The organism is Nocardia anaemiae NBRC 100462, from assembly GCF_001612725.1.
Classification (GTDB): Bacteria; Actinomycetota; Actinomycetes; order Mycobacteriales; family Mycobacteriaceae; genus Nocardia; species Nocardia anaemiae.
Window position 1 is genome coordinate 407193 of sequence record NZ_BDAZ01000001.1, and the last position, 26985, is coordinate 434177.

A 26985-nucleotide genomic window follows, 5' to 3' on the forward strand; every position below is an offset into this window, starting at 1 on the left:
TGACGGCGCGACACAGCAGAATGTCGCCATGCAGACATTTGCCCGATTGTTGCAGGCTGTCGTCGCCGGGGCGCTGGTCGTGGTCGCCGGTCAGGGTGTCGCGGCCGCTCCCGCCGCGAGCGAGGCCCATATTCAGTTGCCCTGGCTGACTTCTGAGCCGGGCGCGGTGCAGGCGTCAGGAGCAGCGCTGGCAGACGGAATCACCGGCACACTGCTGTGGTCGCGAGAGCCGAACACCCCGGTCCCGATAGCCAGCATCGCGAAGGTGATGACGGCACTGGTGGTGATCAACGCGGGCGACCTCGACCGGACCATTACCGTGCCGCAAGAGGTCATCGCCTACAGCAGCAAGTACGACGGAAGCACCGCGGGCCTGGTCCCCGGCGAGGTGCTCACCGCGCGACAGCTCCTATACGCGATGATGCTGCCGTCGGGCTGCGACGCCGCCTATACCCTTGCCGAGGCGTACGGGCCGGGCCAAGACGGCTTCGTCGCCAAAATGAACGACACCGCGCGTCAAATGGGCTTGGCGGGAACACAATTCACCGACCCCAGCGGGCTGCCCGCCCCCACCGACTACTCCACCTACTCCACACCGGCGGACCTGATCGCCCTTGGCCTGCGCGCGATGAGCCTGCCGGTGTTCCGCGAGATCGCCAGCTCGCAGAGCTATCACCTGCCCGCCGGGCCGGGTAACCGCGCTCACTTCTGGCAGACCACGAACAGGCTGCTGCGCGACTATCCCGGCACGATCGGCATCAAAACCGGATCCACCGACGCTGCGGGAACCTGCCTGCTGTTCGAGACGGTCAGGGCGGGAATACCGCTGATCGGCGTGGTCCTGCACAGCTCGCCCGACAGCGCCGCCGTCGCAAAGGACGATGCCGAGCGCATGTTGAACTGGGTCTACGAGCCGATCCTGAGCGCACTACTGATCGGCTAATGCCTGCGGATTCGTCGTGTCGGCGGCTGGCGATCAATGGGCCACCATATCCTCGCCGAGGAATCCGCCCGACTGGTGCCGCCACAGTTGCGCGTATGTCCCTTGCGCGCAAAGCAACTGCTCGTGTGTCCCCTCCTCGACGACTCGCCCATGGTCGAGCACAACCAGCCGATCCATCCCGGCCACCGTGCTGAGCCGGTGCGCGACGACCAGCGCCGTGCGCCCTTCCATCAACTCCCAAAGCGCTTGCTGCACAAGCAATTCGCTTTCCGAGTCGAGGGCACTGGTGGCCTCGTCCAGGAGCAGGATGGGCGCGTTCCGCAGGATCGCCCGGGCCAGCGCGACCCGCTGACGCTGGCCACCGGACAGTTTCACGCCGCGCTCGCCGATGAGTGTTTCCATACCCTGTGGCAGCGCGTCCGCGAACTCGGTGACGTGGGCGGCCTCGGCGGCCCGCAGGATCTCCTCGTCCGTAGCGTCCGGGCGCGCGAATCGGATGTTCTCGCTCAGGGTCCGGTGAAACATGGCCGGATCCTGTGGCACATAGGCGATCAGACTGCGCAGATCCGCCTGCCGCAGCCGGGCGATGTCCTGCCCGCCGATGCGTATCGTTCCGGATTGGATATCCATCAACCGCAGCAGCAGTTGGGTGATGGTGGTCTTGCCACCACCGGATCGTCCGACCAGTCCTACCTTGGCGCCGCTCGGCACGTGCAGATCCAATCCGTGGAACAGCTGCCGCGCACCCGCGTGTGTGAAGTCCACTCTCTCGAATCGCACGTCGAAGGCCTTGGGCCGCAGTGGTTCCGGATGTCGGGTATCGAGCACCTTCGGTTCGTCGAGCAGCAGTTCGGTGAACTGCGCCGCCTCGGTGAGCACGGTCTCCAATCGCCGGTAGATCTGGTTGAACCGGAACATGATCCCGGTGGCGTTGAAGTAGTAGGTGAATGCCACCACAATGGCCTCCACACCCGCATTCCCGCCGCTGAGGCCCAGCGCGATCAGTAGGCCGATCACGTTGGTGAGCACCAAAAGCGGCGCCACCAACGTATCTATCCGCTGGTTCGCATAATCCCAGGAGCGCAACGACTTTCGTCGCGACGAGGCGACCCGCCGCCGATGCTCGGCCGCCTCCTGCGGTTCGGCGGCGAAGGCGCGCACCACCTGCATATTGGCCAGGCTGTCGGCCACATGCCCGGAAACCTGCGCGATGGCGGCCTCCCGGTCGTCGACGAGCTTCTGGCGGCGCTGGATCAACGGCATGATGACCAGCGCGGTCACCACGATCATCCCGATCAGCACAACGACCAGCATGGGGTTGTAGCGCCACAGCACAACCGAGGCGAACAGCAGTGGCACCAGTGCTGCCAGGATCTCGAAGGCAAGGGTGTCCACGAACTGTTCGAACCGAGTCGCGAAGCTGAGCGAGCGCTTCGTCAGCGAACCGGCGAAGTTGTTGTGGAAGAACGCCGCGTCCTTGGCGAGCAGCTCGTCCATGGCAAGCACATACAGATGCTCGATACCGTAGGCGTCGACTCGGTTCAAACAGTGAATCCCGATGCGCCACAGCAGTTCCGCGAGTAGCAGGACGCCACCGAAGGCGAAAATATAGGAAGCCAGACCCCCGATGCTCGTATCCCCGGTTACCGCGACCCGACCGACCATCATGGCGACGATCAGCGGCGCGACGTACAGATTGCAGACATTGCCGAGTGCCGGTGCCAACAGCGCCGGAATCGTTATAGCCTTGCGAGAGGCCATTTCCCGGCCATAAAAACGCAGCACCAGCCTGACCGCCGTCGCGCGTGAACTCATGCTCCCCCTTTGTCTCGAATCGAACGAGCGACGCAGGTGAGCAATGATCCCGCGTCCAGGCGGTTACGGCCAGCGAATATTCGCCGACCGCGAGCCGGATCCGCTCTCGGAACCAGTCGGTTACTGCGTGGGTTCGCTACGGACAGACCCTGAAGCGTGCGATCGGGAAGATCCGCATACCGCGCTGACCAAATCGGTCGGCGGGTGGGGCTCAGCGACAGATCCTGTCCGCGACATCGGCAGGCACGCCGATCTCGGTGCAGCGCAGCGCACTACCGACGTCGACAGGCCGCCAGCCTCCCTCGGCCGCTACGTAGTGGAACAACACTTGGGCTCGGTTGACAGTATTGTTGTGGGTTCCGGTATGGGCCATCGCCCACTCGCCCGCACAGTCGATTCGATCCTCGAGTTCGATCGGCGTCGCCAACCGCGCCTCGATGTCAGTGCCGCGCAACGCTTCGAGCAGAACGGCCTTGGTAACCGGGCACACCGACGGCGAACTCGCTGAACTCGGATCGGTCACCTCCGTCGGGAAGTCACGGTCCGGAGTCACCGTGCGATCGTCGGCACCCAAGGTGAGAGTGACAATGACCGGCCCGCCCGAGGGACAACAACTGGCGTCTTTACCCGCCAGCCACCGGTACTGGACCCGGACACTGCGATCGGACGAGCCGACCACCTGTGTATAGGCAGTCGAGTTCTTGGTCGCGGTGCCCAGATAACCCGCGTGGTTGAACAGCATCACGTGCCAGGGTGAGCTGGCGGTGCCGTGCGGAGTCCCAGCGAGCACCCAGAGTAGGGCGGGACAGGCACCGACGGAGGCGTCGGTGCCGCTGTCCGCGTAGAACCCTTCGCCGCCGACACCGGTACCGAGTGTGCCGAGCGCAGCTGCTACCACCGCCGACTTCAGATCGACGCATCTGCCGTTTCCGGCAGTGGCAGGAGCATTGTCACCAGCGGGCTGCGTGGCACCTGGTGGCTGCGCGGTGACAGGAGGCTGAGCCGATTCCGACGCGGCAACGGTGGCGGAGTTCGACACCGACGACGCCCCGGACATCGGCGTTGTGACGCCGTCCTGACATGCCGTCGCCAGCGTCACCCCCGCGACCGCCACGATGATGGCGATGATCCTTTTCATCGAGTGCCCTTCCCTCGGTACTACAGAGCACTTCGGGTCTTGGCTGAATATCGTTGCGCCCCTTCTTTCATGGGCACGCCCGGCGGTGTCCTCGTAAACCCGCCGTCGGCCTCACCGAGGACACCTACATTCGGATTCGAGAAAACCGCGTCGACCGAATCCGCCACGGTGGGCAACCGCGACGCGAGACCTGTTGTAGCTCAGTGCATCCTCGTTGATCCAACCGGCTCCTGGCCGAATCACGCGGTGGCAACTTCCGGCGCTGATGCGGTACCGCCGTCACCAACGCTGCCGCACGACGCGGGTCGACTACATCTACCGCCAGTGCGGCGCGGTCGCCTATCCGGCCGCCTACGACATCAGCCGAGCGAAACGACCCCGCGCCGCGCAACCCATCGAGGGACCTGCGGACGCGACCACTCAGCTGTTGGGCGTCCGACTGGTGAAATCGAAGGGGCCGCTGTCGATCCCCCAGGAGATGATCCGCTCGGGATGGATCCGAATGATCGAGCGCTCCTGGGGAGGGAACGGCGGCTCCTGGTCCTCGAGCGCCTCCGCTGTACCGCGCACCTCGACACCACGAATAACGTACGGCTCCACCGAAACCTGCTCGTCGACAACGAACGACACCCGACTGCCCGCCGCAACATTGCGGTACTTACGGCTGTTCTGCATACGCATACCGCCGATGTCGATGGTGCCGTCCTCATTCACCCGATAGCTGGTCGGGTTGTTCTGCACAACACCATCGGGGGATACCGTGGCCAGCCGACCGATCCCGGCCTCCGCAAGGAACTTCTGCTCATTCGTAGTGAAAGTCACCGATGAAGCCTAGCGAGATGCTGCCTTCGGGCTCCCACGAGCTACCGCTTATCCCGCTGGCGACCGCGGTGTTTCGTCGCAGGAGAACCTGCCATGCGATGGACCCGTTGCTGCGGGTCGCTGACGGGACGTGAGCATGAAGACTTCAGAGCAGTAGTTGCCCTCAGAAGGCCCGGTGTGGCCACAAGTGGTGAGATACGCGACCAGGGTAGAAACCGGCCTACCACTCGCTGCGAGCTCTCCCGATCTGTCACGCCTCCAGGTGCATCAGCTTCTGCGCGTCGCATCCACGACACAGGCATCCACGGCTCGCACTCGCTCGTCGCCCGGCGAAATACCCAGCGGTGACGACGAGGCTTTCGGGAATTGCGAATTGATGCGTGCGCCACCGGTGGAGGCGAAGACGACGTGGTCGCGCAGGATCCACACGTCCGAACGCTCTTCCATCTGTCCAGATGCGTCGAGGGTCGTCGCACCGAAGAACGTGAGACGACCGTCAATGATCACCGTGGCATTGGTGAGCCGGTAGCCATCCATGGTGAGGCCCGCTTGCACCTGCGCGACGAGATTTTCAGGCGCTGGCGCGCATCGCGGATCCGACAGGGACGTCGGCGCAGCGGCCGGTGTGGTTGGCGGCGCGGTAGGGGCTGAGCTGGTCGTAGTACTCGCCGTAGTCGATTCCGACTCTTCCTCATCTAGTCCGAGCGCCTTCGAGATGAGCACGACGACGACTATCAGTGCGAACACACTGACCACGCTGGTGATCAGGGCGTGTACCACAGCCTTGGATTGCCCGCGTATGCCAAGGCGTTCGTCTGGTTCGATGGGCATGGAATCCTTTGTGCGATTGACGGATTGAAACTGCGCCGCGAGCACCTATTGCCCGTGCGCACGAGGCGCAGGAATCAGCCTTTCACGGCACGCCATGGCAACGTTAGCGCCATAGGAACCTGAGCAGCGAGCTGATCTTCACTCACGAAATCGTGCCACGGCGCGACCAGTAATGAAGTGTTACAACAAGTTTGGCCGTCTGTCCGCTGCCAGTTGAAGGGCTATGCGTGCCGCGTTTGTGGCCTGAGCATCTGCACAGCGGTTGGATGGCGAGTTTTGGTGCTGTCGGTCGAGGCTGGCTACGCGGCAGCATCCGCCGGGAGCGGCTGTCCGACAACGGTTGCCAGAATCGACGGGCAAAGTGTTGCCTCCTGACGCGAGGGGCTTCGCGCCGTTGGTACACACCCCGAATCAGAGCAACGTGACGCGGATGTCTGGTTTGGTCTGTTCGGCGGCCTTGGCGAGCCGGGCATCGAAGGTTATGAGCGGCGCGTCGTGTAGGACAGCGACGGCCAGGTAGGCCGCGTCGTATACCGAGACGTTGTGGCGCATCGCCCAGACCGTATGTAACAGAGAGACATCGGTTCCTACGTAGACGATCTGCATAGCGGCGAGCGCTCGGAACGCGGCATCGGCGTCCTCACAACGTCAGGTGCCCAATCCTTATCGCCAGCAGATTTGCTACCAGGACGGCGACGAAGACGACCGCGGCAAGTCGGTAGCTCACAGCCCACAGTCCGACCGCAGCGCTGCCGAAAACCACGACCTTGGTGACGACCGCGAGCGGTGGGTTGTCGAATGTCGCCTGCGGCGCCGCGAACAGGCCCCAGGCCAGCGCCGCGAGGAGTGGCGCTCCCACAGCCAACACGAGCTTGACCGGAGTCACAGTGGCGGTCTTCCAGCCCCACAGTCCCAGCGCCCCGAGCGCGACCAACTCCATCCCGAATGCCAGCGTGAGGTTGGCCCATTTCCAGACTTCCTGCATGTCCGTACTCCCATGATCATCGAGAGCATCGCTCTCTAATGAGAGCAGTGTGCACGGCAGGCTCAGCTTCGTCAAGTTACCGCCTTGCACCGGCCGTGAGCGTCGGCCAGAGAAATGGTGCGTGAGACGAACGCGCTCGACCGTCATCAACTCGAACGCGGTGACGCAGGGCGACGACCCGGCATCGGGCGGTGGTGGCCGGGCGCCGCTTCAATAGGCGGGGCCGACAATGTGAGTAGTGTCGCTGGCGTGAAAGACGCCGGACTCGTCGGAGCACAGAAGACGGCCAGTCCCGTCCTCAGAGCTAAAGCACTGGACAACCGGCTGTCGGACCCAATCCTCGGCGATAAATACGCCGAGCAGGCAATGCGCCGCCTCGACCCGGATTACGACAACCGCAGATTCGGCACCAGCCAGATGGGCCTCGCCGCCGTGGTCCGCGCCAAGGCCCACGACGACTGGGCCCGAACCTTCCTCGCCGATCACCCCGACGCGGTGGTACTGCACCTGGGCTGCGGCCTCGACGCCCGCGTGTACCGGATCGACCCGCCCGCCACCGTCGACTGGTACGACCTGGACTACCCCTCCATCATCGAACTGCGGCAACAATTCCTGCCGCCGCGAGAGCACTACACCCTGATCGGCTCCAACGTCACCGACCTGACCTGGCTGGACAGCATCCCCCGCGACCGGCCCGTGCTGATGATCGCCGAAGGCTTGGTGCCCTATCTGACCGAGGCCGACGTCCAGCGGCTGCTGACCAACATCGTCGACGACTTCCCCACCGGCCAAATACAATTCGACACGGTGCCGGTCTGGGCGTGGCGCACCTCGAAATGGGACCCCACCCTGCGCAAATACGACACCCAGTTCCACTGCGGCTTCAACGATCCCGCCGCACTAGCCGATTGGCACCCACGCCTCGAATACCTCGACGAGGCGCCGATGAACGACTCACCGGTGCTGATGGCCAAGGCGCCCGCGAACGTACGCCGCATGTTCCGCCTCTTGAACCTGCTGCCGGGCATGAAACGCTCCACCCGCATCGTGCGGTTCCGGTTCTGAAAACCCTTCGACACGAAGAGCCACCGATGAGCGTCGCCACCGAAATCATTGCCCGCGCGATCATCCGCGATGACGGTCGGCTACTCGTGGCACGCGAACGCGGCAAAACCTGGGCCTTCCTGCCCGGCGGACATGTCGAACCCGGCGAACGCGTCGAATCCGCACTCATCCGCGAACTCGCCGAAGAGCTCGGAACCGCAGGAAGGATCATCGGCTTCGCCGGTGTAATCGAGCACCGGTATACCAATCGTGGCAACGCACACCACGAACTCAATCTCATCTTCGAAGCAGAACTCGACGGCATACCGATCAGCCAAGAAGACCACCTCGAATTCGACTGGCTCCCAATAGACCAGATCGACACCACCGACCTACGCCCCAGCGCTCTGAAAGCCGTCATCGTCAGCGGCACCCGATCGTTCTGGCACAGCTGGAACGACGCCCAGTAACGCGGTTGCATTCCGCAGCCCCGATCCGACGAAGACGAACCACGGCATCACGACGCCACACGCAGCGGATGCAACGCAGCGGCGCAATGCATCGAATCGAAGAATCGCCTACTCCCGAAGAGGCATCGTGGACCGACCTCCACGACATACTCATGCGAAATGATCTGAGCCACATCGTTTGTCGAGTAGCTGGCCGCCTTGTCCCTACCGAGCCGAACCGGACAAGCAACGATACGAATTGCGCGAGACCGACAAGATGCCGGTCCCAGCCGAGCAGGTTCGGCGCATGCTCGGCATGGTCGAGGAGATCCGTCAGCGGTGACGAGCGATCACGCGGCGCGACGTTCTGCGCGGAGCGGCTCAGAGGGACTTGACCGATAATCCATCGAATGAACGCGGATCTGATGGGCTTGGGAGTCGCTGTCGTGGGCGTGTTGGGCACTGTGAGTGGAGCTGCCTTAACTCAGCTCGCCGCGCTTCGCGGCAAGCGCGTAGACGCTGAGATTCAACGCCTACAACGCAAAGATGAGCGTCAAGAAGCCGCCAGCTTGGCGACGCAGGAGCAGAAGCAGGCGCTGTACGCCGAACTCAACACAGCCGCGCGTCGCTACCGGACTATCGTCCGCGATCATCTCGCCGACTTGCAACGTGACAGCACGATCCCTATACCCGAGCAGCTCGAACCGATGCGGTCGACGTATGGGGACTTGTTCTCGAAGGCCCAGATGGTTCTGCCTGAATCCGCGTTGGCCGTAGCCGTCGTGCTGAATGACTGCCTTGGCCAGGGCTACAGCGCCCTACGCGCCCTCTACGGAACAGACAGTCCGGCCACCGTCGACGAGCTCTTTCAGTGGTTCGACGGACCGGTGTCGGCCGGCGTGTGGCTGCAGCGCCGAGCCTTGCGCACGGATCTTGGTGTGGAGGCCCATGATCCCGAGGTCGAACGTCGGCTCCAGCAGCTCGAGCAAGACCGCGTGGCTCAGTTCGGCAGCTCAGTGCCGGTGGCGGATTGATCGAGCGTGAGCGTGCCGGCCAGGTGCCGCGACCGGGATAGGTCGTGTCGGTAGCCATGTCGAGCTGGAGATCTCATGGCCACGGACACCACACGCGTTTGATCTGCGGAATTGAGGTGGCGCAGATCGAGCTGCGCTGTGGCCGGTGGGCGCTGTCGCTGCGGTCGCGGCTGGTGATGTCTGCCGAGTGGCCGCGAACTACGATGTCACCGGCCAGGGCTGAGATCCGCTGGTATCGGCGAACTACGACGTCGCTGATGCGCGTGGACGTCCGAGGGCTTGGGAGTGCGGCTGGTCACTGTCCGACGTCATCGGCCACTGCTGTGGGAGCGCGGCCACATGATGGCTATACCGCCTACGCGGGCACTGCCTTCTCCAGGTCGTCGATGGTGCCGGACATGATCGTGCGGACGTTCGCATTGATGTGCTCGATCGGCCAGTCCCACCAGGCGATGGCCAGCAGGCGATCGATGTCGTCCGCGCTGTAGCGGTAGCGGATGAGTCCGGCCGGATTGCCGCCGACGATGCCGTAATCCGGGACGTCGGCAGTCACCACGGAGCCAGCGCCGACGATCGCGCCGTGGCCGATCCGCACTCCGGGCATCACCGTGACGCCGTATCCGATCCAGACATCGTTGCCGACCACGGTGTCACCGCGATTCGGCAGGTCCATGAGCAGATCGACATGCTGCGACCACGCGCCGCCCATGGTGGGGAACGGGAAGGTCGACGGTCCGTCCATACGGTGGTTGGCGCTGTTCATGATGAATCGCACGCCCGTGGCCAAGGCACAGAACTTGCCGATGATCAGCTTCTCCGGACCGTAGTGGTATAGGACATTGCGGGTTTCGAAGGTGGTGGGGTCGTCCGGGTCGTCGTAGTAGGAGTACTCGCCGACCTCGATCAGCGGCGAGGTGACCAGGGGTTTCAGCAGTACCACGCGCGGCTGTCCTGGCATCGGATGCAGCACGGTGGGTGCGGTGACCGGGGGCTGTTCGGGCATGCGGAATCCGTTCTGTGAGTGAGTGATCGAGAGTTGTGGTCGATGATCGAAAATCAGGCGGAGGCCAGCGCGCGCATATCGAGCCGGGCACCACGCCAGCGGTCTCGGAGCCGACGATCGTGGCTGACCACTACCAGAGCACCGTGATAGTCGGCCAGGGCGGCTTCCAACTCCTCGACGAGTCCGGGCGAGAGGTGGTTGGTGGGCTCGTCCAGGAGCAACAGCTCCGATGGTGCACTGACCAGTCGTGCCAGTTCGAGCCGCTGCCGCTGCCCGGTGGACAGATTCTCCACCCGGTTCGTGAGCTGGGCGCGTGTGAACAGGCCCAGTGACAGCAGGCGTTCGGTGTGATCGCCGGGCTGCCCCGAACGGCCCTGGGCGAAGGCGGACAGCAAGGTCTGACCGGGTACAGCGGGACGCGGTTCTTGAGCGAGATAACCGACTCGGCCGCGCCGGATCACCGTGCCGCAGTCGGGCGTGAGCTCGTCGGCCAGCACCCGCAACAGAGTGGACTTGCCCGCACCGTTCGGGCCGGTGATCAGCAGCCGTTCTCTCGCGGACACCCGCACACTCGTGGGTGAGAGCCTGCCGTCCACCGCGATATCGTTGACATCCAGGACGACCCCATGCGCGCGTCCAGCCGGGGGAACCGCCTTGAACTGCAACGGTTCCGGCGGTGGCGGTACCGGATCGGCCAGTAACCGCCGCAGGCGTTCCTCGGCATTGCGTACCCGGCCCGCCAGCGACTGCTGCACGCGGCCACCTGCCCGGTCGTAGGCCATCTTGTTGTTGTCCTTCATCGCGCGCCCCGGTGCGACCCGCCGTGCCGTGGTGGCGATGGTTTCGCGCAACTGGTCGGCCTCGCCCTGCCAGCGCAGATGGGCCTGAGCCCAGCGTTGCCGCGCCACATCACGTTCGGCGAGGTAGCCGCTGTATCCATTGCCGTGGCGCACGACGCATCGACGATCGGAATCCACTTCGAGCAGCGTGGTTGCTACCCGCTCGAGGAAGGTACGGTCGTGCGAGACGGTGACCGTTGTGCCGCGCCGAGTCCGCAGATGGTCCTCCAACCAGGTCAACGCGTCGTCGTCGAGATGGTTGGTCGGCTCGTCCAGCAGCAGCACCTCGGGTGCCGCGGCGAGCAGGGCTGCCATGCGCAGACGGACCTGTTCCCCGCCGGACAGTCCACCGACCGCTCGATCACGCGGAACCACCCCCAGCCCGAGACCGTGCAGGGCTCGCTCCACGCGAGCATCGGCATCATAGCCGCCGCGCAACTCGAAAACCGTTGCCAGTTCGGCATATTCGCCCAGGTGGGACTCGTCGCCGGTAGACATCTCCATTTCGAGATGGCGCATTCGATCCTCGATCCGGCGCAGCTCGTGCAACGACCGGTCGATGATCTGCTGGACGCTCAGGTGCGCGGGGAGTTGCTCGTCCTGAGCGAGATAGCCGACGCCCCCCTCGGCGTGCACGACGATCTCACCCTGATCGGGCTGCTCGCATCCGGCGAACAGGCGCAGCAGCGTGCTCTTACCGGACCCGTTCTCCCCGATGATCCCGGTGCGTTCACCCGCGCCGAGCGAGCAGGTGACCGCATCGAGAATCGTGCGGCCGTTGAAGGACTTGCTGACCGCGAGCGCGGTGATCTGAGTGGGCACGAACTACCTCCGAAGCATTCGAGGACGACACGGTCAGGGGCGACCGCTGAGCCTGGTGAACACTTCGAATGAGCATTGGCGACCTCACTAGTGCGACGAATGTTGCGTTAGTATGATCGCACATGATGTCCCGCCGAGCAACCGGATAAGTCCCATGACCCGTGCCACAGAGAGCGCCGCCCCACCGCGGTTACGCCCGGGCGGCCGCACGGCCCGCATTCGCGCCCAGGTCCTCGCGGCCGTTGAGGCGGAACTGACCGAAAACGGCTACGACGCAATGACCGTCGATACGGTCGCCGCCCGCGCGGGCGTGCACCGCACCACTGTGTATCGCCGCTGGCGCGATGTCGGTGGCCTGATCGCCGATGTGTTCGCCGCCGCACGCGATCTGGATTGGCATCCACCTAACACCGGTTCACTGGGCGATGATCTCGCGGAATTGAACCGCGAGATCCAGGATTCGTTCACCGAGGAATCGTCGATCGCGATGGCGCTGATCGCGGTATCTTTTCGCTCGGAGGACGCGGCGCGAGCACTGCGGCAACTGTGGGAGGATCGCTATACGCAGTGCGAGATCGTCGTGCAGCGTGCGATTGGGCGCGGTGAGATCCCGACCGAAACCGATACGCGCGCACTGCTTGTCGCGGCTACGGCGCCGGTGTATCACCAGTTGGTGCTGTTGCGCACTCCGGCCGCCGCCGGTTTTCCGGAGCGTGCGGCCGCGGCGGCGGTGCTGGCCGCACAGGCCGGTGCTTTCCAATCGCTGATTGGCGGAAGCTAATACCGTTGGAACGCGCAGCGGATAGCAGGCCTCGGGCGGTCCGACACACTGAAACCCCGGTTCCCCCGATCGACATCGGTCCGGCTCCCCAACCACCGCTGCCGGTCACCAGCGAAGTCGAAACGCCACGGATCGCACCCAAGACAAAGCCATGCGCATAATCCCCGCCCGGCCGCCGAGCCCAACATTGCGCCAACAACCTGGCAGGAACCCCCGTGGCGCGGGTGAGGGTGTCGGCGAACGTGCTACCCCTTCTTCAATCCGTCCAGCGCCCTGCGAGCTTGGTTTTCGGCGATCCCGGCGAGCTCGTCCCGGTTCACCGGGGGTTCGCCCTTCGCGCGCAGGACAGCGACTTCCACTCGCACCGAGACATTGCTGTCCTGCACGCCGACGATATAGGTCATTCCGTTGCCAGTGTCCGTGGTCGCGGTATGCCAGTAACTCTGAGCGCCGATTCCGGTGACCTCGCCCGAGGCTAGCCCCGATCCGGTGGTGACGGTGTCGGTCTGTTTCCAACGGTCGTAAGCGGGGGCGGCGTCGGCGCCGGTGATCTGGGCCTGCAGGCCGACGCCAGCTTCGTCGATGGCGGCATCATCGGGGACGGTCGAAGGGCTGGTGTAGCGGAGGGCGCAGTACAGGTTGCCGCCGTCGAAGCTATTCGGCGGGAATTCCTGATGCACAGGGGCTTCCCTCGGGGTGGACGACCACCTGTGCAATGGCGTGGGATCGACAAGATCACACGCGTTGGTGATCCCACTCATCGAATAGATTCCCGGCGCCGGTTCCCGGAGGGATGTCGTCGTGGCCGCAGTGGACGAGGCCGAGCTGCTGGACCGGTTCGGGGCAGCGGCGGACCCGCTGTCTCTCTTCCCGACCACGACACCGATCACCACACCGAGACCTAGCACCACCACCAACCCGAGCACACCGGCAACGATCAGACCCGCTCTGCCGCTGCCGGTTCGCGGCGGAGGATACGGTGGCCGCCCGTATCCCGGACCAGGTTGGCCGTATGCGGTAACGGGCTGACCGGGGGCAGCCCCGAGCGCAGGCGGGTACATGCCCGAGTCCGGAATATCCCAGCCCCCAACTCGCGGATCGGGTTGTCGCACAGGAGGATCGGCGCCCTCTGGCGTCGGCCGATCCTCAGATCCACGCTGGGAATCGGTCATCCCTATAGCCCCTCCGGTTGTGCAAAGGTCTCCCCGTCGACCTCAACTCCGCCCCGATCGTATTCCAGCCACCATCGGTCGTACGCACCGTTCCACTCGAGTCACCGGTCGCTACTTCTCCCGCAGACCGTCCAGTGTCCTACGGACCTGGGACCTGGCGATCGAATCGAGTTCGTCCCGCCGCACCGCGGGAGAACCCTGCTCACGTGTGAGGGAGATCTGCACCCGCACCGAAACATTGCCGTCCTGCACACACACGACATAGGCCATGTTCGCGACGAGGTCTCCTCTGACTTCGGAGTACCAGTAGCCCTGATTGCCGATTCCGGTGACCTCACCAGAAGCCGACTCCGCTGCAGGTGTGGCAACATCGGCGTGCTTCCAATGGTCGTAATAGGGAGGCGCCGCACCATTGGTGAATTCGGCCTCGACGCTCATGCCGACCTTGTTCATGGGGAACTCACCAGCGTTCGCGCTGGTATATCCGGCATCGCACTTCAGGCCGCCGCTCTCGTAGGCGGTCGGCCGCGTTTCCCTATGCTCGGGAACACCTTTCGGCGTGGGTGACCACTTGGTCAACGGCGTGGGATCGACAAGATCGCAGGCGTTGGTGATCGCATTCATCGAATAGGTGGCCGTTTTCCCAGCAGCCGAGGCCCCGGCGGACTCACTGCTCCCGTCGCCACGGCCGACCACGATGCCGATCGCCACACCGAGCCCCAGCACCACCACCAGCCCGAGAACACCGGCGATGATCAGAACCGTTCTGCCGCTGCCAGTCGATGGTGGCTGATACGACAGTGTCGGCCCATATGCCTGGCCAGGTGGCCCGTCCGGCATGACCCAGCTGCCCGTCGGCGGGTCCGCTTGCCGCGCAGCAGGATCGACACCCCCCGGCATAGGCGGCTGACCGTCAGGTCCGCGCTGGGAATCGGTCATCCCTGTAGCCCTTCGATTCCGCAACGGGCTCCCCCGTCGCCCCACAACTCGGAGCCGATCGTATTCCCGCCCCCATCGCCACGGGCAGCAACGGTCGCTGCCACTCCCGGCACGTCAGCTTCCTGGGCAGAGGATTTCGTGGATGACGCGCCTAGTCGGCATCCACCCTCGACAGGTATTGCCTCCAGAACGACGCGAGCGACCATCGAGGGCGAATGGTTCGGCGATGTCTCGGGAGCGAGTCCGGCCTGGATCGGCGACCTCGACGGGTGGGTGGCGGCGGGGTCGCGAAGGTGACGAGTGTCACTTCATGTCAGATCTGGGTGGTGGGGCGTGTCTCGGGGGTATGACTGATTTCAACTCCATCACCAAGGTGGTCGTCATCGGCGGCGGTTACGCCGGAACCGTGGCGGCCAATCGGCTGTGGCTGCGTCGCGATGTCGAGATCACGCTGGTCAACCCACGCCCGGAGTTTGTCGAGCGGATGCGGTTGCACCAGTTCGTGGCCGGTACCCACGAGGCCGCCGTCGGTTACGACACGCTGCTCGGCGCGGGTGTACGGCTGATCGTGGATCATGCCGTCCGTATCGATACCGCCGCTCGCACAGTGGAACTGGGCTCGGGGCGCCCGCTCGGGTACGACTATGTGGTCTACGCGGTCGGCAGCACCGCCGCGGTGCCCGAGTCGGTGCCCGGCGCGGCCGAGTTCGCTTATCCGATCGCCGAATACGAACACGCACAGCGGCTGCGCGCCGCACTGGGGGAACTGCCCGCGCAGGCGCCGATCGTCGTCGTCGGCGGCGGGCTCACCGGTATCGAGACCGCCGCCGAACTCGTCGAGCAGGGCCGCGTCGTCACGCTCGTGGGTGGCGGTATGTTGGCGGCGAAATTCTCTGATCCGGCCCGGCGGTCAGTGGCGAAGTGGCTGTCCGAGAACGGAGTCGAGGTGCGCGAGCAGGCGCGGGTGCGCGAGGTGCGAGGCGACGGGGTCGTCTTGGCCGACGGCGATGTGCTGCCCAGCGCGATCACGATCTGGACCGCCGGATTCGGAGTGCCCGAGCTGGCGGCGCGCAGCGGGCTGCGCACCGACGAACAGGGCCGGTTGCTGACCGATGAGACGTTGACCAGTATCGACGACGATCGCATTGTCGCCGCCGGGGACGCGGTCGCGCCCTCGGGCCGGCCGCTGCGGATGAGCTGTTATGCCGCTCAGCCCCTGGGCGCGCAGGCCGCAGGCAACGTGCTGGCCCGCATCGCGGGGTCCGAGCCCAGCGTGCTGGATGTGGCCTTCGTGGCGTGCACCGTGGGTTTGGGCAGCCGCGCGGGTGTGATGCAGTTCAGCCGTCGTGACGACACGCCCGTGCCGATGTACCTCGGCGGGCGCGTGGCCGGACAGATCAAGGAGCGGGTGGGTCTGGCCGGACCGATCGGGACCATCCGCAAGGAGGCCCGCAAGCCCGGTGCGATCCCCACCTTCATGGGCTTGGGCAGGCGCAAGGAATTGCGTGTAGCCGAGCCGGAGGGGAGCGTGCAGCCGTGACTTCCATCGACGAGCACACCGAGCGTTTCGTGCACCTGCGACCGCTGCTGTTCACGATCGTCTACGAAATCCTCGGCTCGGCAACCGAAGCCGACGATGTGTTGCAGGACAGCTATCTGCGGTGGCGGCGAGTGGACCTGACCACCGTGCGTGACACCAAATCCTATCTGGCCCAACTGGTCACCCGCCAGGCGCTGAATGTGTTGCGGGCCAGCGCCAGTCGCCGCGAGGAATACGTCGGCCCGTGGTTGCCCGAGCCGCTGCTGCTCACCGACGGCGACGCCTCGAGCGATGTGGTGCTCACCGAATCGGTCTCGATGGGGATGCTGGTGGTGCTGGAATCGCTCACTCCCATCGAGCGGGCGGTCTTCGTGCTGCGCGACGTATTCGGCTTCGGCTACGACGAAATCGCGTCCGCCACGGGCAAATCCGTCGACGCTGTGCATCAGACGGCCCGCCGCGCCCGCAACCACGTGCAGGCCCGGCGCAAGCGGTACGCCCCCGTCGACACCGCCCGAACCGCCGCGGTCACCGAACGCTTCATCACTGCCGCGACCACCGGGGACATGGAAGGCTTGCTGTCGCTGCTCGCGCCCGATATCACCTGGACCACCGGCAAGGTGACCGCGCTACCGGAGCTGGTCATGGTCGGCGCCGAACGGGTGGGCGCGATTCTCGCGGCGGTCTTCCGATACGCGCAGCGACGACCGCAGGTACGAATCGAGACGGTGAACTGCAACAGCCAACCAGCACTCGCGTGCTACGTCGACGACAAACTGGAAGCACTTCTCGTGTTCGACATCGCCGACGACAAGATCATCAACGGCTACGGTATCCGCAACCCAGACAAACTGGCCGCCCTCGAAATCCCCCGCGCAATCAGCCGCGCCGAGACACCCACGGCATAACCCCCGTCTTCACGCGATGCCGACATCCCGAAATGCCGCATTTCGGCGAGGTTCCGCCACACGATCGTTTGCTACGCGCTAGCCCCAGCGGCCAGATAGCGCCCCGCCAAGTGGCCGCGAGTGAGCTCGGCACTGCCGTGGTGTCCTTCGCGTAGAGAAGGTTATTCAACGGTCGCGCTTTGTGCGATCTGTGTCAGTCGTTCCCAGGCCGGCGATGTGATTCCGATTGATTCGCTCACCAGGCGAACCAGTTTCGGGTCCAACGCCGGGATTGTCCGGCCTGCTCCAGTGGGCCTGGCGGTCAGCCACCGCCGGGTGCGGTCGGCGAGGTCGACCAGGCGCGGGTCGTCGGGGGGCCAGTCGAAGGCCGCGTCGTAATCGAGGTAGATGGCCCGGAATTGCGGATCGTCGATGGCGTCGAGCTTGTCGGCGATCCACTCGGACGCCTGCTTCGGGGCGACCGATTGCAACAGAATCCAGATGTCGCGTTCCATCCGCACCGCCCGTTCGCTTACCCCGAGGTGTTGCAGGCGGTCGAGGTACTCGGCAACATCGGTGGACACGAATAGACGGTCGCCGCAACCCAATTCGGCGATCTGCTCGCGGGTCCGGCGGATCTCTTCGGCGCGTTCTGCGAGCATGCGGTCGATTTCGGCGATCGCCACCGCGAACTCCTCGGAGTTCGCAACCAGTAACTCCTTGACACGCGCCAGGGGCACACCCGCCCGTGCCAGGGTCTTGATCTTGACCAGATCGACCGCGTCTTCGGCACTGTAGCGGCGATAGCCGGAGCAGTCGCGCGCCGGCTCCGAGAGCAGCCCGCGCTCGTGGTAGACGCGCACGGCCTTGATCGTCACGCCCGCATACCGTGCGAGCTGCCCGATCGTGATCATGCGCGTCTCCCTTCGCTGATGCGCCGAGGCGCGTGGCACATCATCGCACCCGGGCGAACAACCGGCCTGCGAGATCGATTCCGGTCAGGGCGCCGGATTCGTCACGGGTGAAGAACCCGCGTTGTCCTTGCAGACCGCCATCGGTGACGATGTACTCGTCCGCGTCGCCGGGCAACAGGCCGAGGACAGCCGGGGGAAGGTCGGGCGGCATTTCGGTGTCCGCGGCGGCACGGATCTCCGGTTTGATGGCACATCCGATCGTCAACACTGCCCCGTCGGCGTCGAGGGTGAGCCGCATCATCTCGTTCTCGTAGTACCCGGCGATCTCCGCCGCCCGCCCCCCGTCGTAGGGCAGCGGTTCCGGGTCGGGTTCGAGTACGCCGAGGTAGTGTTCGAGCACCCAGTTCACCAGGATCCGGTTGAACGCGAGGCCCGCATCCGGGCCCGCGTTCGACGTCACGGCAACGGCGAAGTTCCGCTCGGGCACAATGAGCAGGTCGGCGAACTGGCCATTGCCCGACCCGCCGTGCCCGATGGTCGCGACACCATCGACTTCACGCAGAAACCAGCAGATGCCGAATGCGTCACCCAAGGTGCTGCCGCGCAGTTCTACGGTTTGTTCTCGCATCCGGTGCAGCAGTGCGGTAGGCAGAATGCGCTCGCCGCCCTCGGTCCGGCCGTCGCCGAGATGGAACCGCGCCCAGCGCAGCAGATCGCTCACCGACGTCGCCACACCGCCGCCGGGATTGTTGGCGCGGTTGTCCTTCCACTGCCGGGCCACCGCGAGCACACCGTTCCCATCGACGTTGTGGCCCACCGCGAATCGCCGAATCATCACGTCGTTGATCGCGTAACAGCTGTGCGCCAGCCCGAGCGGTTCGAACAACAGCGACGTGACGGCCCGCTCGAAGCTCGATCCGGTGACGTTCTCGATGATCCGGCCAGCCAGGTTGAACGCCGCCTGGCTATAGGACGCCCGCGCTCCCGGTTCCGCGATCAACGGCGACTCGGCAAGTTTCACCGCGTGCCGCGCCAACGCGTCGTCTCCTTCGCCAGTGTCGACGCCGAGCTTCCATTCCAGCCCGGCCGTATGGTTGAGCAGCCGCAATACGGTGATCTCGTCCGCGACCGAATCGCTTGGCGCGAATTCGGGGACATACCGCCGCACCGGCGCGTCCAACTCCACCCGCCCCTCGGCGACCAGTCGCATCAACGCGGTCGCGGTGAACGTCTTGCTCACCGACCCGACCACGAACATCGTGTCCCGGTCCACTAGAAGCGGATTGTCCATACTCGTCACCCCGTGGCACGCGAAGTCTTCTCGACCACCGGCCAACACCCCGACGGCCACACCCGGCAGGCCCAACTTCTCGGCCGTGGCCGCTACGAATTCCGACAGTTGCTGTGCTACCTCGCTCATGCCACCATGCTCAAACCCTGCCCCAGGGGCAAGGTCAAGCCCTCAGCTGAAACTCGCCGACCGCAAGACCGATCGGATCCGGATTCCACCGCCCTCGGGGTGTCTCATCAACGAACGATTCTGAACACCTCGGACTCCGCTAAGAGGCTGCCGCTACCGTCGGTGGCCAATCTGCGGGCTCTACGTTGGTGGGCTTCCCATCGCGGTTGTCTGCCCAATCGAACTCAGGCGGTGGTGGCCCCCATTGGCGTCGAATCCAGTGGTATTTGGTACGCCACACACGGTTTGAAGTCACTGCACCTTTGTTTCCATGTGACCGGTTGGAGAGCAGCACTCCGCGCATGCAGTGCGACAGCCCTGCCCCTGTGACGGCTTCCGGCCGACGGCACCGTGCGGCAGCTGGAGGGGATCGAGGTCGAGCGCACCTTCGTCGACAAGGTCTCCGGGAAGGACACCGCACGCGCCCGCAGCTTGCCCCCCTGCTTCACCGGCACCTGAATTCCGGTCTTCCGGATTGCCGCAGGTCGAATACCGTCCCAGGGGTATTCGCTCGCATGTTCGCTATGAGGAGATAACTTTGAAGTACACGATTACCGCAGGCGTGTTCGCTGGGGCGGTCTTGATCGGATCGCTGCTGGGAGCCGGCCAGGCTGTAGCCGGAACCGGTCTGCCGCTGGAACCGGTCGGTGTCGAATCGGCGCCGAAGTCGGAATCCGTGCACCAGAGCGGTTTGTCGGAAATCGTCGGCTCGACCGGTTCGAGTAACTCTATTTCCAGTGACCCGTGTATTCCGTCTCGCCCCCTGACGTGCGGGTGAAACATCTGATGGCACGCCGGGGATCGGCCCAGGACTCCCGAAGCTGACCCCCAGGGGCGAAATAGGCTTCAATGGCCCCCGGTTATCCGCGATCTCCCACGCGTGGTTGCGGGGCATGCGGTCGCCGAGACGTTCGCTGGCCCAGCGCGTGGCGCGCAGGCCAGATCCGTGCAGTTCGCGGCCGCTGGACACGGCGCCGCAGGCTCAGTCCTGGTGCACGGCCGATCCTTGACCGGCTAAATCCGCTTGCTGACCACCGGTAACATTCCCTTACCGGTGGTCAGCACCCTGCAAGGATGGATATCCTCCGGACGAAATGTCCGATCTCAGCGAATTCGGCCAAATCTCAGTCGATCTTGGCCAACGGTCCGGATATTTGGCCAACGTCTCAGTGAATCTGCTCAATCCCGGGATCGCGGCTACCTGTCGTTGCCATCATCACTCGAGTCGTACTCGTCGACATCGAGCTGTGTGTACTTCCGCAACCTCGACCAGCGTCATATGGCCGACCGCAGTGCCGAACTCGATATCGCGGATCCAGCGTGCCTCGGCGACACCGACCACCTCGGCCAGCTCACACCAGCGGGCCGCGGCCTCGAAATCGTCGAAGGTCTCCGACGTCGAGCGTCGACGACCGGTCTCGTCGTAGAAGTGGAACGGAACCTGTCAGGCGATCGACCCGTTGCTACGGGGTCGCGGGTGTGATGTGAGAATGAGGCCTCTAGAGCCAATAGTTGCCCTGAGAAGCCTCCGAACTGCCACTTGTCGCCGATCCTGGTGTGGCCGACCATGGCCGGGCTGACCCAGCCGTGTCGACGTCGTCGGTCCACATCTCCATGCCCGCAAAGGCTTTCAGCGCGGCCCGCAGGGTGCGGCGGTCCTGGTATCAGGACAGGTTCATCCGGGCAATCGACGTCCGGCTGTGTAGCGAGGGCTTGCCCGTTGAGACCGTGAACAGATCGCGGCCGCCGATGCCGACGAGTACGAGTCGCCGAAGGTGGAGACCAAGGAAATCATCAGCCGTCAGTGCAACTGATCGCAACTGAACCGGGCGGGGGCGACACGAAATATCCGATGTTCGCCTCCGCCACGGCGCCGCCATAAAAGCTACCGAAGGAGATCTGAATGCTGATCCTCTATGTCGGAGACCTGCACTTCTCGGGCTGGTCGATGCGGGGCCGAATCGCCTTGCAGGAGAAGCGTCTCCCCTTCGAGGAGCGTCGAATCGAGCTGGACTGGCCGACCACCGAAACGCCGGACGGCGTCCTGATCGTCGGCGACATCGCCGAAGAACGCGAAGCACAGGTTGGCTGCCAGTGCCGGTTCACCGACCTCCACCTACTCGACACCGAAAAAGTACTCTCCGGATCGGTGGCGGAACTGCTACCGCGCGTGCCGATTCTGGTTGACACCAGCACGCGTGCTGTCGCCACCGACGTGGTGTCGATCGCCGAATACCTCGACGAACTTGCCCCGGAATCTGGAGTGCGTCTCACCGGGGCGACCCTCGTGCAACGCGCGGTCATCCGGTCGATCTGTGCGTGGGCTACGCACGATCTCTCGCTGCTCATGAACGGGCCCACCTACGCGAAAGCGATTCGCCCACAACGTCCACCGCAACTGGACCAGGACGCAGTCGAACAAGCGCACTGGATATGCGACACCGTGGCCGCGCTACTCGACAACAGCGGCGGCCCCTTCGTAGCCGGGGACTTCAGCTTGGCCGATGTCCTGCTGTCGACCTACTTCCAGCAGATCATCGGTTGGCGGATCGAGATTGCCGACAACAACGTCGGTCAGTACGCGCAGCGGCTACTGCAGCGGCCTTCTGTGCGCGATCATCTCTACGAGGCAACAGCGATTTATCGCGCGATCGACGAAGCCGAGACAGGCAGCCCGCAGTGGATCTTGCGCCACTACCGCTACAACCGCGAACTGAAGCTGTTGCACGACTGGCAAACTGACAAATGCGTACATATAAGCAACGAGACCGCAGAGCGAGTCGTCGATCTTGCCTACGACGGCCAGGACATGGAGGCTATTGCGGCCATCGTGGCCGCGGAATAACAAGCACCACTGGCCCAAGTCAGAGCCGATGTCCGTGGAGTGCTCGACCAACTGACTCCACTTTCTGCGAGCAGGGCGGCATGATGACCACAGCGATCGAATCCATCCCCGCGACACTGCGATACCGGCGAGACTTGGGTCTGTTGTTCGACCCGTACTCCGGCACCTTCCATCGATTGCGCAACAAGGTCGCCAAAGACATGGTGGCGCAGATCTTTTCCGGCGCCGACCGAGCGACCATCATCGGCAACATCAGCCATCGGTACAACGCCGATGCCGATATCGTCGCCACCGACCTCGAAGCCCTCGCCACCACTCTCACCACACCCGCGAGTTCCGAGTCCGAATCTCACGGCGGATCAGTGCACGAGATCGACAAGCGGTTCGACACCACTTTGGATTTCCCGTTACGCCTCGAAATCGAGCTGACCGCCGTCTGCAACTGGAACTGCGGCTTCTGCTACAACGTGTGGAAGATCGATCCGACGATGTCGGACCACGACGTACGACGCGCGGTGCGTGAGCTACCCGAGAAACACATCCCCACTAACCTCGCTACCGCGATCCTGGACGAATGCGCCGAGAAAGGCTGCTTCGTCATCCGCTACAGCGGCGGGGAGACGCTGCTGCACCCCGACGCCATGGACATCTTCGAACATGGCGGCCGACTCGGCCTGTACCAGGTGATATTCACCAACGGCCACTTCATCACCGCCGAGCGCGCCGCCCGCCTCGCGGCGGCGAACGTGCGCTGTGCCCTGGTATCCATCCATGGTGACCGTGACCAGCACAACCTGCTCACCGGCCATCCCCGCGCTTACGACAAGGCCATCACTGCGATGCGTCTGCTCCAGGACGCGGGCATCAACGTGGTGGCCGAACTAACTCTGGTCAAGGAAAACATCAGCGGCGCACTGGATGTCATCCGCGACGTGCACAGCATCGGCGTCCGAGAGTTCGGCGTCATGCGCTATGTACCGACCGGCCGAAACGACGACCGCTACGGAGTCCCGGTGTCGGTAACGCTGCCGCTGATGAGGGAAATCGACCACCTCACGACCACAGAATGCCCCGGCATGACGGTGGCGTGGCCGTGCGCCCAGAAGCTGTGCACCAGCGACACCGACACACCGCTGCATGCCGATGACCCCACTCTGGCGCTGCGGTCTTCACAGATCGTCGGCCACTGCGAATCCGGGCTGGTATGGGCAAGCGTCAGCTACGACGGACAACTACGCAACTGTCCACACAGCAACGTCTACTTCGGCCGCCTCGCCGAGCATCGCGTCGCCGAGCTGTGGCCGACGCTGACCGAGCACGTCCACACGGCAGTCACCACGCGCGACACCTGCGCGGGCTGCGCGGTCGCCGAGACGTGCCGTGGCGGCTGCCACCTGCCGAGCTTCTTCACCCCACGAAAGGTCACAGGACTGGGAATGCCAACGCTGGGCACCACATCCGTCACCGGAATGAGCGGATAGGATCGCGCGATGGCCGACGCCGCATCCTTCCGCGCAGGGTCCCAGCCGACCCTGTCCATGCAAGAAGCGATCCTTCGTCTCCAGAACTACTGGGCAGGTCACGGTTGCGTGATCGCCCAACCGTTCAACACCGAAGTCGGTGCGGGAACGATGAATCCGGCCACGCTGCTCAGCGTGCTGGGCCCGGAACCGTGGAAGGTCGCCTATGTCGAACCCTCGGTCCGGCCCGACGACAGCCGCTACGGCCAGAACCCCAACCGACTGCAAACCCACACCCAGTTCCAGGTCATCATCAAACCCGAACCCGGCAACCCGCAAGAGCTCTACCTCGGGTCACTCACCGCGCTCGGCATCGATCTGGATGCCCACGACGTTCGGTTCGTCGAAGACAACTGGGCCCAACCCGCCATCGGCGCTTGGGGATTGGGGTGGGAAGTCTGGCTCGACGGCATGGAGATCACCCAGTTCACCTACTTCCAACAGGTCGGCGGGCACACCCTCGACCCCATCCCCGTCGAGATCACCTACGGCCTCGAACGCATCCTCATGGCCGTCCAAAAGGTCACCCATTTCAAAGACCTGCTGTACGCGCCCGGCGTCACCTACGGCGAATTCCTCGGACAATCCGAATACGAGATGTCGCGCTACTACCTCGACGACGCCGACATCGACGCCACCCGCGAACTGCTCGACATCTACTCCCGCGAAGCCGAACGACTGCTGGAATTGCGGTTGCCGATCCCGGCACACACCTTCGTGCTCAAAAGCTCCCACGCATTCAACGTCCTCGACGCCCGCGGCGCTATCTCCACCACCGAACGCGCCAAACGGTTCGCCACCATGCGCAATCAATCCCGCGCCGTCGCCGCCCTCTGGACCGAGCTGCGCGCCGAAGCCCAGCACCCGCGCGGCGTCTACCAACCCCTCCCACTCGCCACATCCCCAGCCGATCCCGCTGAAATCCCGTCTGGTGGTGGACTTCTGGTGTTCGAGATCGGGACCGAGGAACTACCACCGCACGTCGTCGACGCCACCGCCACCAGCGTCGAACAAGACCTGACCCGACTGCTCGCCGACACAAACCTTGCCCACGGGCCGATCCGCGTCGACGCCACTCCACGTCGAATCGTCGTGAGCATCGATGACGTCGCCGACTGCGAACCAGACAGTGTCCGAACACAACGCGGCCCCAAAACCAGCGCCGCCTTCACCAGCGACGGCACCCCGACACGCGCATTGGACGGATTCCTCAACGCACAGCAGGCCACCGCCGCAGACCTGACCCGGATCGAAGCCAATGGCATCGAATACGTCGCCATCGAAACCATGCACTCCGGCCGCACTGCCGGCGAAATCCTCACTGCCGCTCTCGCGCAGGTAGCGATTGGGTGCCGGTCGGACAAGAACATGCGCTGGAACGATCCCCTTCTGACCTTCAGCCGACCCATCCGATGGTTGCTGGCCCTGCTCGACGCCACGGTGCTTCCCGTCACTGCGGGCGCACTGCTCGCCGACCGCACCACCCGCGGCCACCGCGACGCCGAGCGGCCCGAGATCAGCATCGACCGAGCCGCCGACTACGAGTCGGTGATGCGCCACGAAGGCATCCTCATCGACCGTGCCGAACGCCGAGACGCGGTCATCCAGGCAGCAACCCAGCTCGCAAGCGAACATGACGCGGTCATCGACTTCGCCACCGAGAGCGACTTGGTCGACGAGATCACTAACCTCGTGGAAGCACCACTCGGCATCCTCGGCCGATTCGACGAGAAGTATCTTCAACTGCCCGAGCAGATCCTGACCACCGTCATGCGCAAGCATCAGCGCTACCTGCCCGTCCGTGACCACTCCGGCAGCTTGCTGCCGATGTTCGTCACCCTCGCCAACGGCACCTGCGATCCCCAAGTCGTCCGCGACGGCAACGAAAGCGTTCTGCGCGCCCGCTTCGAGGACGCGGCGTTCTTCTGGAACACCGACCTGAACACTTCACCGGAGCAATTCCGAGCCCAGCTCAGCGAGCTCACCTTCGAACAACGCCTCGGATCCATGGCCGACCGCGCCGACCGCATCGCCGCGGTCAGTCGCGAACTGGCGCAACGAATCAGCCTGTCCGCCAACGACTCCGCGGCGCTTGCACGGGCGGGTGAACTGGTGAAGTTCGACCTCGCCACCCACATGGTCATCGAAATGACCTCTCTCGCCGGAACCATGGCCCGCGAATACGCCACCCAGGCCGACGAACCCGCCGCCGTCGCCCAAGCGCTGTTCGAGTCAGAACTCCCTCGACACCACACCGACCAACTGCACACGACCCCACCCGGTGCACTGCTGGCAGTCGCCGACCGGTTCGATCTGCTCACCGCGATGTTGGCCATCGGAGCCAAACTCACCGGCACATCCGACCCCTACGGACTGCGCCGCGCCGCACTCGGCATCGTCCGAATCCTGCGTGAGCACCCCGAACTCGAAACCCTCACCTACCGAGACGGACTCAACGCAGCCGCCAACGCCCTGCGGAAACAAGGCATCACCGTCGACGACACCGTCCTCGACACCGCCGAGGACCTTCTCATCACCCGCTACGAACAACGACTCCGCGACGAAGACACACTCACCGCGGTCATCGATGCTGTCAGGCCCGCCGCAGGCAACCCCCGACGAGCCGACCGCTTGCGCGCCGAAATCGACAACGCTCGCAGCCACCACGGCCCACAGTTCGCCGACCTCGTCGAGGGGCTACAGCGCATCGTCCGGATCCTGCCGCCAAACTCTCCCGCCAGCTACGACCCCGCCCAGCTCACCGCACCGGCCGAGCAACAACTGATCAAAGTCATTAGCAGCCTTGACCACACCCGCCAGCAACCGCTGTCGACCTGGGTCGTGACTGCCGCGCCATTAGCCGTAGCCCTGTGGGACTTCTTCGACGACATCCTCGTCATGACCGACGACTCAACACTGCGCGCAGCACGTCTTGGGCTGCTCGCCAGCGTCCTGGAGGCGGCGCCGTCCGGAATCGATTGGAAGGCAGCACATTTGATGCGATCCGACCAAACCGGTGGATTGGCCACTGTCTCGGCAACCCGCACGAATTGAGACGACGCCTATCAGGCCCACGGTCCAAGATGCTGCGTATGGCCGAAATGGCTCCGCACTATCTCGCCGGACAGATGAGGCTAACTGACTTGTAGGATCGCAAAATTCGTGGCAACCGCAGGTTGATCGACCTGGCCTTTTGTGGACTG

Annotated in this window: 20 protein-coding genes and 2 pseudogenes; 10 read left to right on the forward strand and 12 right to left on the reverse strand. The window is 64.5% G+C overall.

The features are described 5' to 3' along the window. Positions 1–28: 28 nt before the first annotated feature. Positions 29–943 carry a D-alanyl-D-alanine carboxypeptidase family protein gene (locus NA5_RS01775; RefSeq protein ID WP_062981348.1) on the forward strand — a complete coding sequence of 305 codons (915 nt, stop codon included), beginning with the start codon at positions 29–31 and terminating at the stop codon, positions 941–943. A 33-nt stretch (positions 944–976) separates the two neighbouring features. Here the strand turns inward: NA5_RS01775 and NA5_RS01780 are convergent, their stop codons facing one another. The 6 genes and pseudogenes from NA5_RS01780 to NA5_RS01805 all read right to left on the reverse strand — a co-directional run bounded on the left by NA5_RS01780 (position 977) and on the right by NA5_RS01805 (position 6534). Next, positions 977–2758 carry an ABC transporter ATP-binding protein gene (locus NA5_RS01780; RefSeq protein WP_245672036.1) on the reverse strand — a complete coding sequence of 594 codons (1782 nt, stop codon included), beginning with the start codon at positions 2756–2758 and terminating at the stop codon, positions 977–979. 211 nt (positions 2759–2969) lie between these two features. Continuing rightward, on the reverse strand, positions 2970–3896 hold the full coding sequence (locus NA5_RS01785; RefSeq protein WP_062981066.1) for an LppP/LprE family lipoprotein: 927 nt from the start codon (positions 3894–3896) through the stop codon (positions 2970–2972). A gap of 420 nt (positions 3897–4316) precedes the next feature. After that, positions 4317–4718, reverse strand: coding sequence for a PPOX class F420-dependent oxidoreductase (locus NA5_RS01790; RefSeq protein ID WP_062981068.1), 402 nt, complete (start codon positions 4716–4718; stop codon positions 4317–4319). Positions 4719–4985: 267 nt separating this feature from the next. Then, on the reverse strand, positions 4986–5594 hold the full coding sequence (locus tag NA5_RS42010; protein WP_245672037.1) for a DUF2510 domain-containing protein: 609 nt from the start codon (positions 5592–5594) through the stop codon (positions 4986–4988). A gap of 366 nt (positions 5595–5960) precedes the next feature. After that, positions 5961–6167, reverse strand: a pseudogene (locus NA5_RS01800) (type II toxin-antitoxin system VapC family toxin); the annotation flags it as partial. 22 nt (positions 6168–6189) lie between these two features. After that, positions 6190–6534 carry a YrdB family protein gene (locus NA5_RS01805; protein ID WP_062981072.1) on the reverse strand — a complete coding sequence of 115 codons (345 nt, stop codon included), beginning with the start codon at positions 6532–6534 and terminating at the stop codon, positions 6190–6192. A 249-nt stretch (positions 6535–6783) separates the two neighbouring features. Between NA5_RS01805 and NA5_RS01810 the strand changes: the two genes are divergently transcribed. The 3 genes from NA5_RS01810 to NA5_RS01820 all read left to right on the forward strand — a co-directional run bounded on the left by NA5_RS01810 (position 6784) and on the right by NA5_RS01820 (position 9061). Continuing rightward, positions 6784–7599 (forward strand): class I SAM-dependent methyltransferase, encoded by an 816-nt coding sequence (locus tag NA5_RS01810; RefSeq protein ID WP_062981074.1) that lies wholly within the window; start codon positions 6784–6786, stop codon positions 7597–7599. A 26-nt stretch (positions 7600–7625) separates the two neighbouring features. Further along, complete coding sequence (locus NA5_RS01815; RefSeq protein WP_062981076.1) at positions 7626–8048, forward strand: NUDIX domain-containing protein; 423 nt, start codon at positions 7626–7628, stop codon at positions 8046–8048. 389 nt (positions 8049–8437) lie between these two features. Further along, positions 8438–9061, forward strand: coding sequence for a hypothetical protein (locus tag NA5_RS01820; RefSeq protein ID WP_062981078.1), 624 nt, complete (start codon positions 8438–8440; stop codon positions 9059–9061). Between the two features lie 355 nt (positions 9062–9416). Here NA5_RS01820 and NA5_RS01825 read toward each other — a convergent pair whose 3' ends face one another. Both NA5_RS01825 and abc-f read right to left on the reverse strand, forming a co-directional pair. After that, on the reverse strand, positions 9417–10064 hold the full coding sequence (locus tag NA5_RS01825) for a CatB-related O-acetyltransferase (RefSeq protein WP_062981080.1): 648 nt from the start codon (positions 10062–10064) through the stop codon (positions 9417–9419). A 53-nt stretch (positions 10065–10117) separates the two neighbouring features. Next, the gene (gene abc-f / locus NA5_RS01830) at positions 10118–11725 is read right to left on the reverse strand and encodes a ribosomal protection-like ABC-F family protein (RefSeq protein ID WP_062981082.1); all 1608 of its coding nucleotides are present in this window, start codon (positions 11723–11725) and stop codon (positions 10118–10120) included. Positions 11726–11879: 154 nt separating this feature from the next. On the opposite strand from abc-f, the gene NA5_RS01835 reads away from it, so the two are divergent. Continuing rightward, a complete protein-coding gene (locus tag NA5_RS01835) occupies positions 11880–12506 on the forward strand; it encodes a TetR/AcrR family transcriptional regulator (RefSeq protein ID WP_062981084.1) in 627 nt (208 codons plus the stop codon). Positions 12507–12751: 245 nt separating this feature from the next. On the opposite strand, the gene NA5_RS40085 is transcribed toward NA5_RS01835, so the two are convergent. Then, positions 12752–13186: a hypothetical protein gene (locus tag NA5_RS40085; protein ID WP_157110174.1), complete on the reverse strand. Its 435-nt coding sequence runs from the start codon at positions 13184–13186 to the stop codon at positions 12752–12754. Between the two features lie 603 nt (positions 13187–13789). Further along, positions 13790–14617: a hypothetical protein gene (locus tag NA5_RS01845; RefSeq protein ID WP_062981088.1), complete on the reverse strand. Its 828-nt coding sequence runs from the start codon at positions 14615–14617 to the stop codon at positions 13790–13792. Positions 14618–14963: 346 nt separating this feature from the next. On the opposite strand from NA5_RS01845, the gene NA5_RS01850 reads away from it, so the two are divergent. Both NA5_RS01850 and NA5_RS01855 read left to right on the forward strand, forming a co-directional pair. Then, on the forward strand, positions 14964–16157 hold the full coding sequence (locus NA5_RS01850) for an NAD(P)/FAD-dependent oxidoreductase (RefSeq protein ID WP_062981090.1): 1194 nt from the start codon (positions 14964–14966) through the stop codon (positions 16155–16157). Continuing rightward, positions 16154–17065, forward strand: coding sequence for a sigma-70 family RNA polymerase sigma factor (locus tag NA5_RS01855; protein WP_062981092.1), 912 nt, complete (start codon positions 16154–16156; stop codon positions 17063–17065). Before NA5_RS01850 ends, NA5_RS01855 begins: the two co-directional genes overlap by 4 nt. 161 nt (positions 17066–17226) lie before the next feature. On the opposite strand, the gene NA5_RS01860 is transcribed toward NA5_RS01855, so the two are convergent. Together NA5_RS01860 and NA5_RS01865 are read right to left on the reverse strand one after the other, a co-directional pair. Next, entirely contained in the window at positions 17227–17958 is a 732-nt protein-coding gene (locus tag NA5_RS01860) for a MerR family transcriptional regulator (protein ID WP_062981095.1), read from the reverse strand. Between the two features lie 40 nt (positions 17959–17998). Beyond that, positions 17999–19378, reverse strand: coding sequence for a serine hydrolase domain-containing protein (locus NA5_RS01865; protein WP_062981097.1), 1380 nt, complete (start codon positions 19376–19378; stop codon positions 17999–18001). A 1942-nt stretch (positions 19379–21320) separates the two neighbouring features. Between NA5_RS01865 and NA5_RS01880 the strand changes: the two genes are divergently transcribed. The 3 genes and pseudogenes from NA5_RS01880 (at position 21321) to NA5_RS01890 (ending at position 26836) form a co-directional block, all read left to right on the forward strand. Beyond that, positions 21321–22262, forward strand: a complete 942-nt coding sequence (locus NA5_RS01880) for a glutathione S-transferase family protein (protein ID WP_062981103.1) — start codon at positions 21321–21323, stop codon at positions 22260–22262. A gap of 200 nt (positions 22263–22462) precedes the next feature. Beyond that, a pseudogene (locus tag NA5_RS01885) lies at positions 22463–23656 on the forward strand (radical SAM protein); the annotation flags it as partial. Positions 23657–23752: 96 nt separating this feature from the next. After that, positions 23753–26836: a glycine--tRNA ligase gene (locus NA5_RS01890; RefSeq protein WP_062981104.1), complete on the forward strand. Its 3084-nt coding sequence runs from the start codon at positions 23753–23755 to the stop codon at positions 26834–26836. Positions 26837–26985 lie beyond the last annotated feature (149 nt).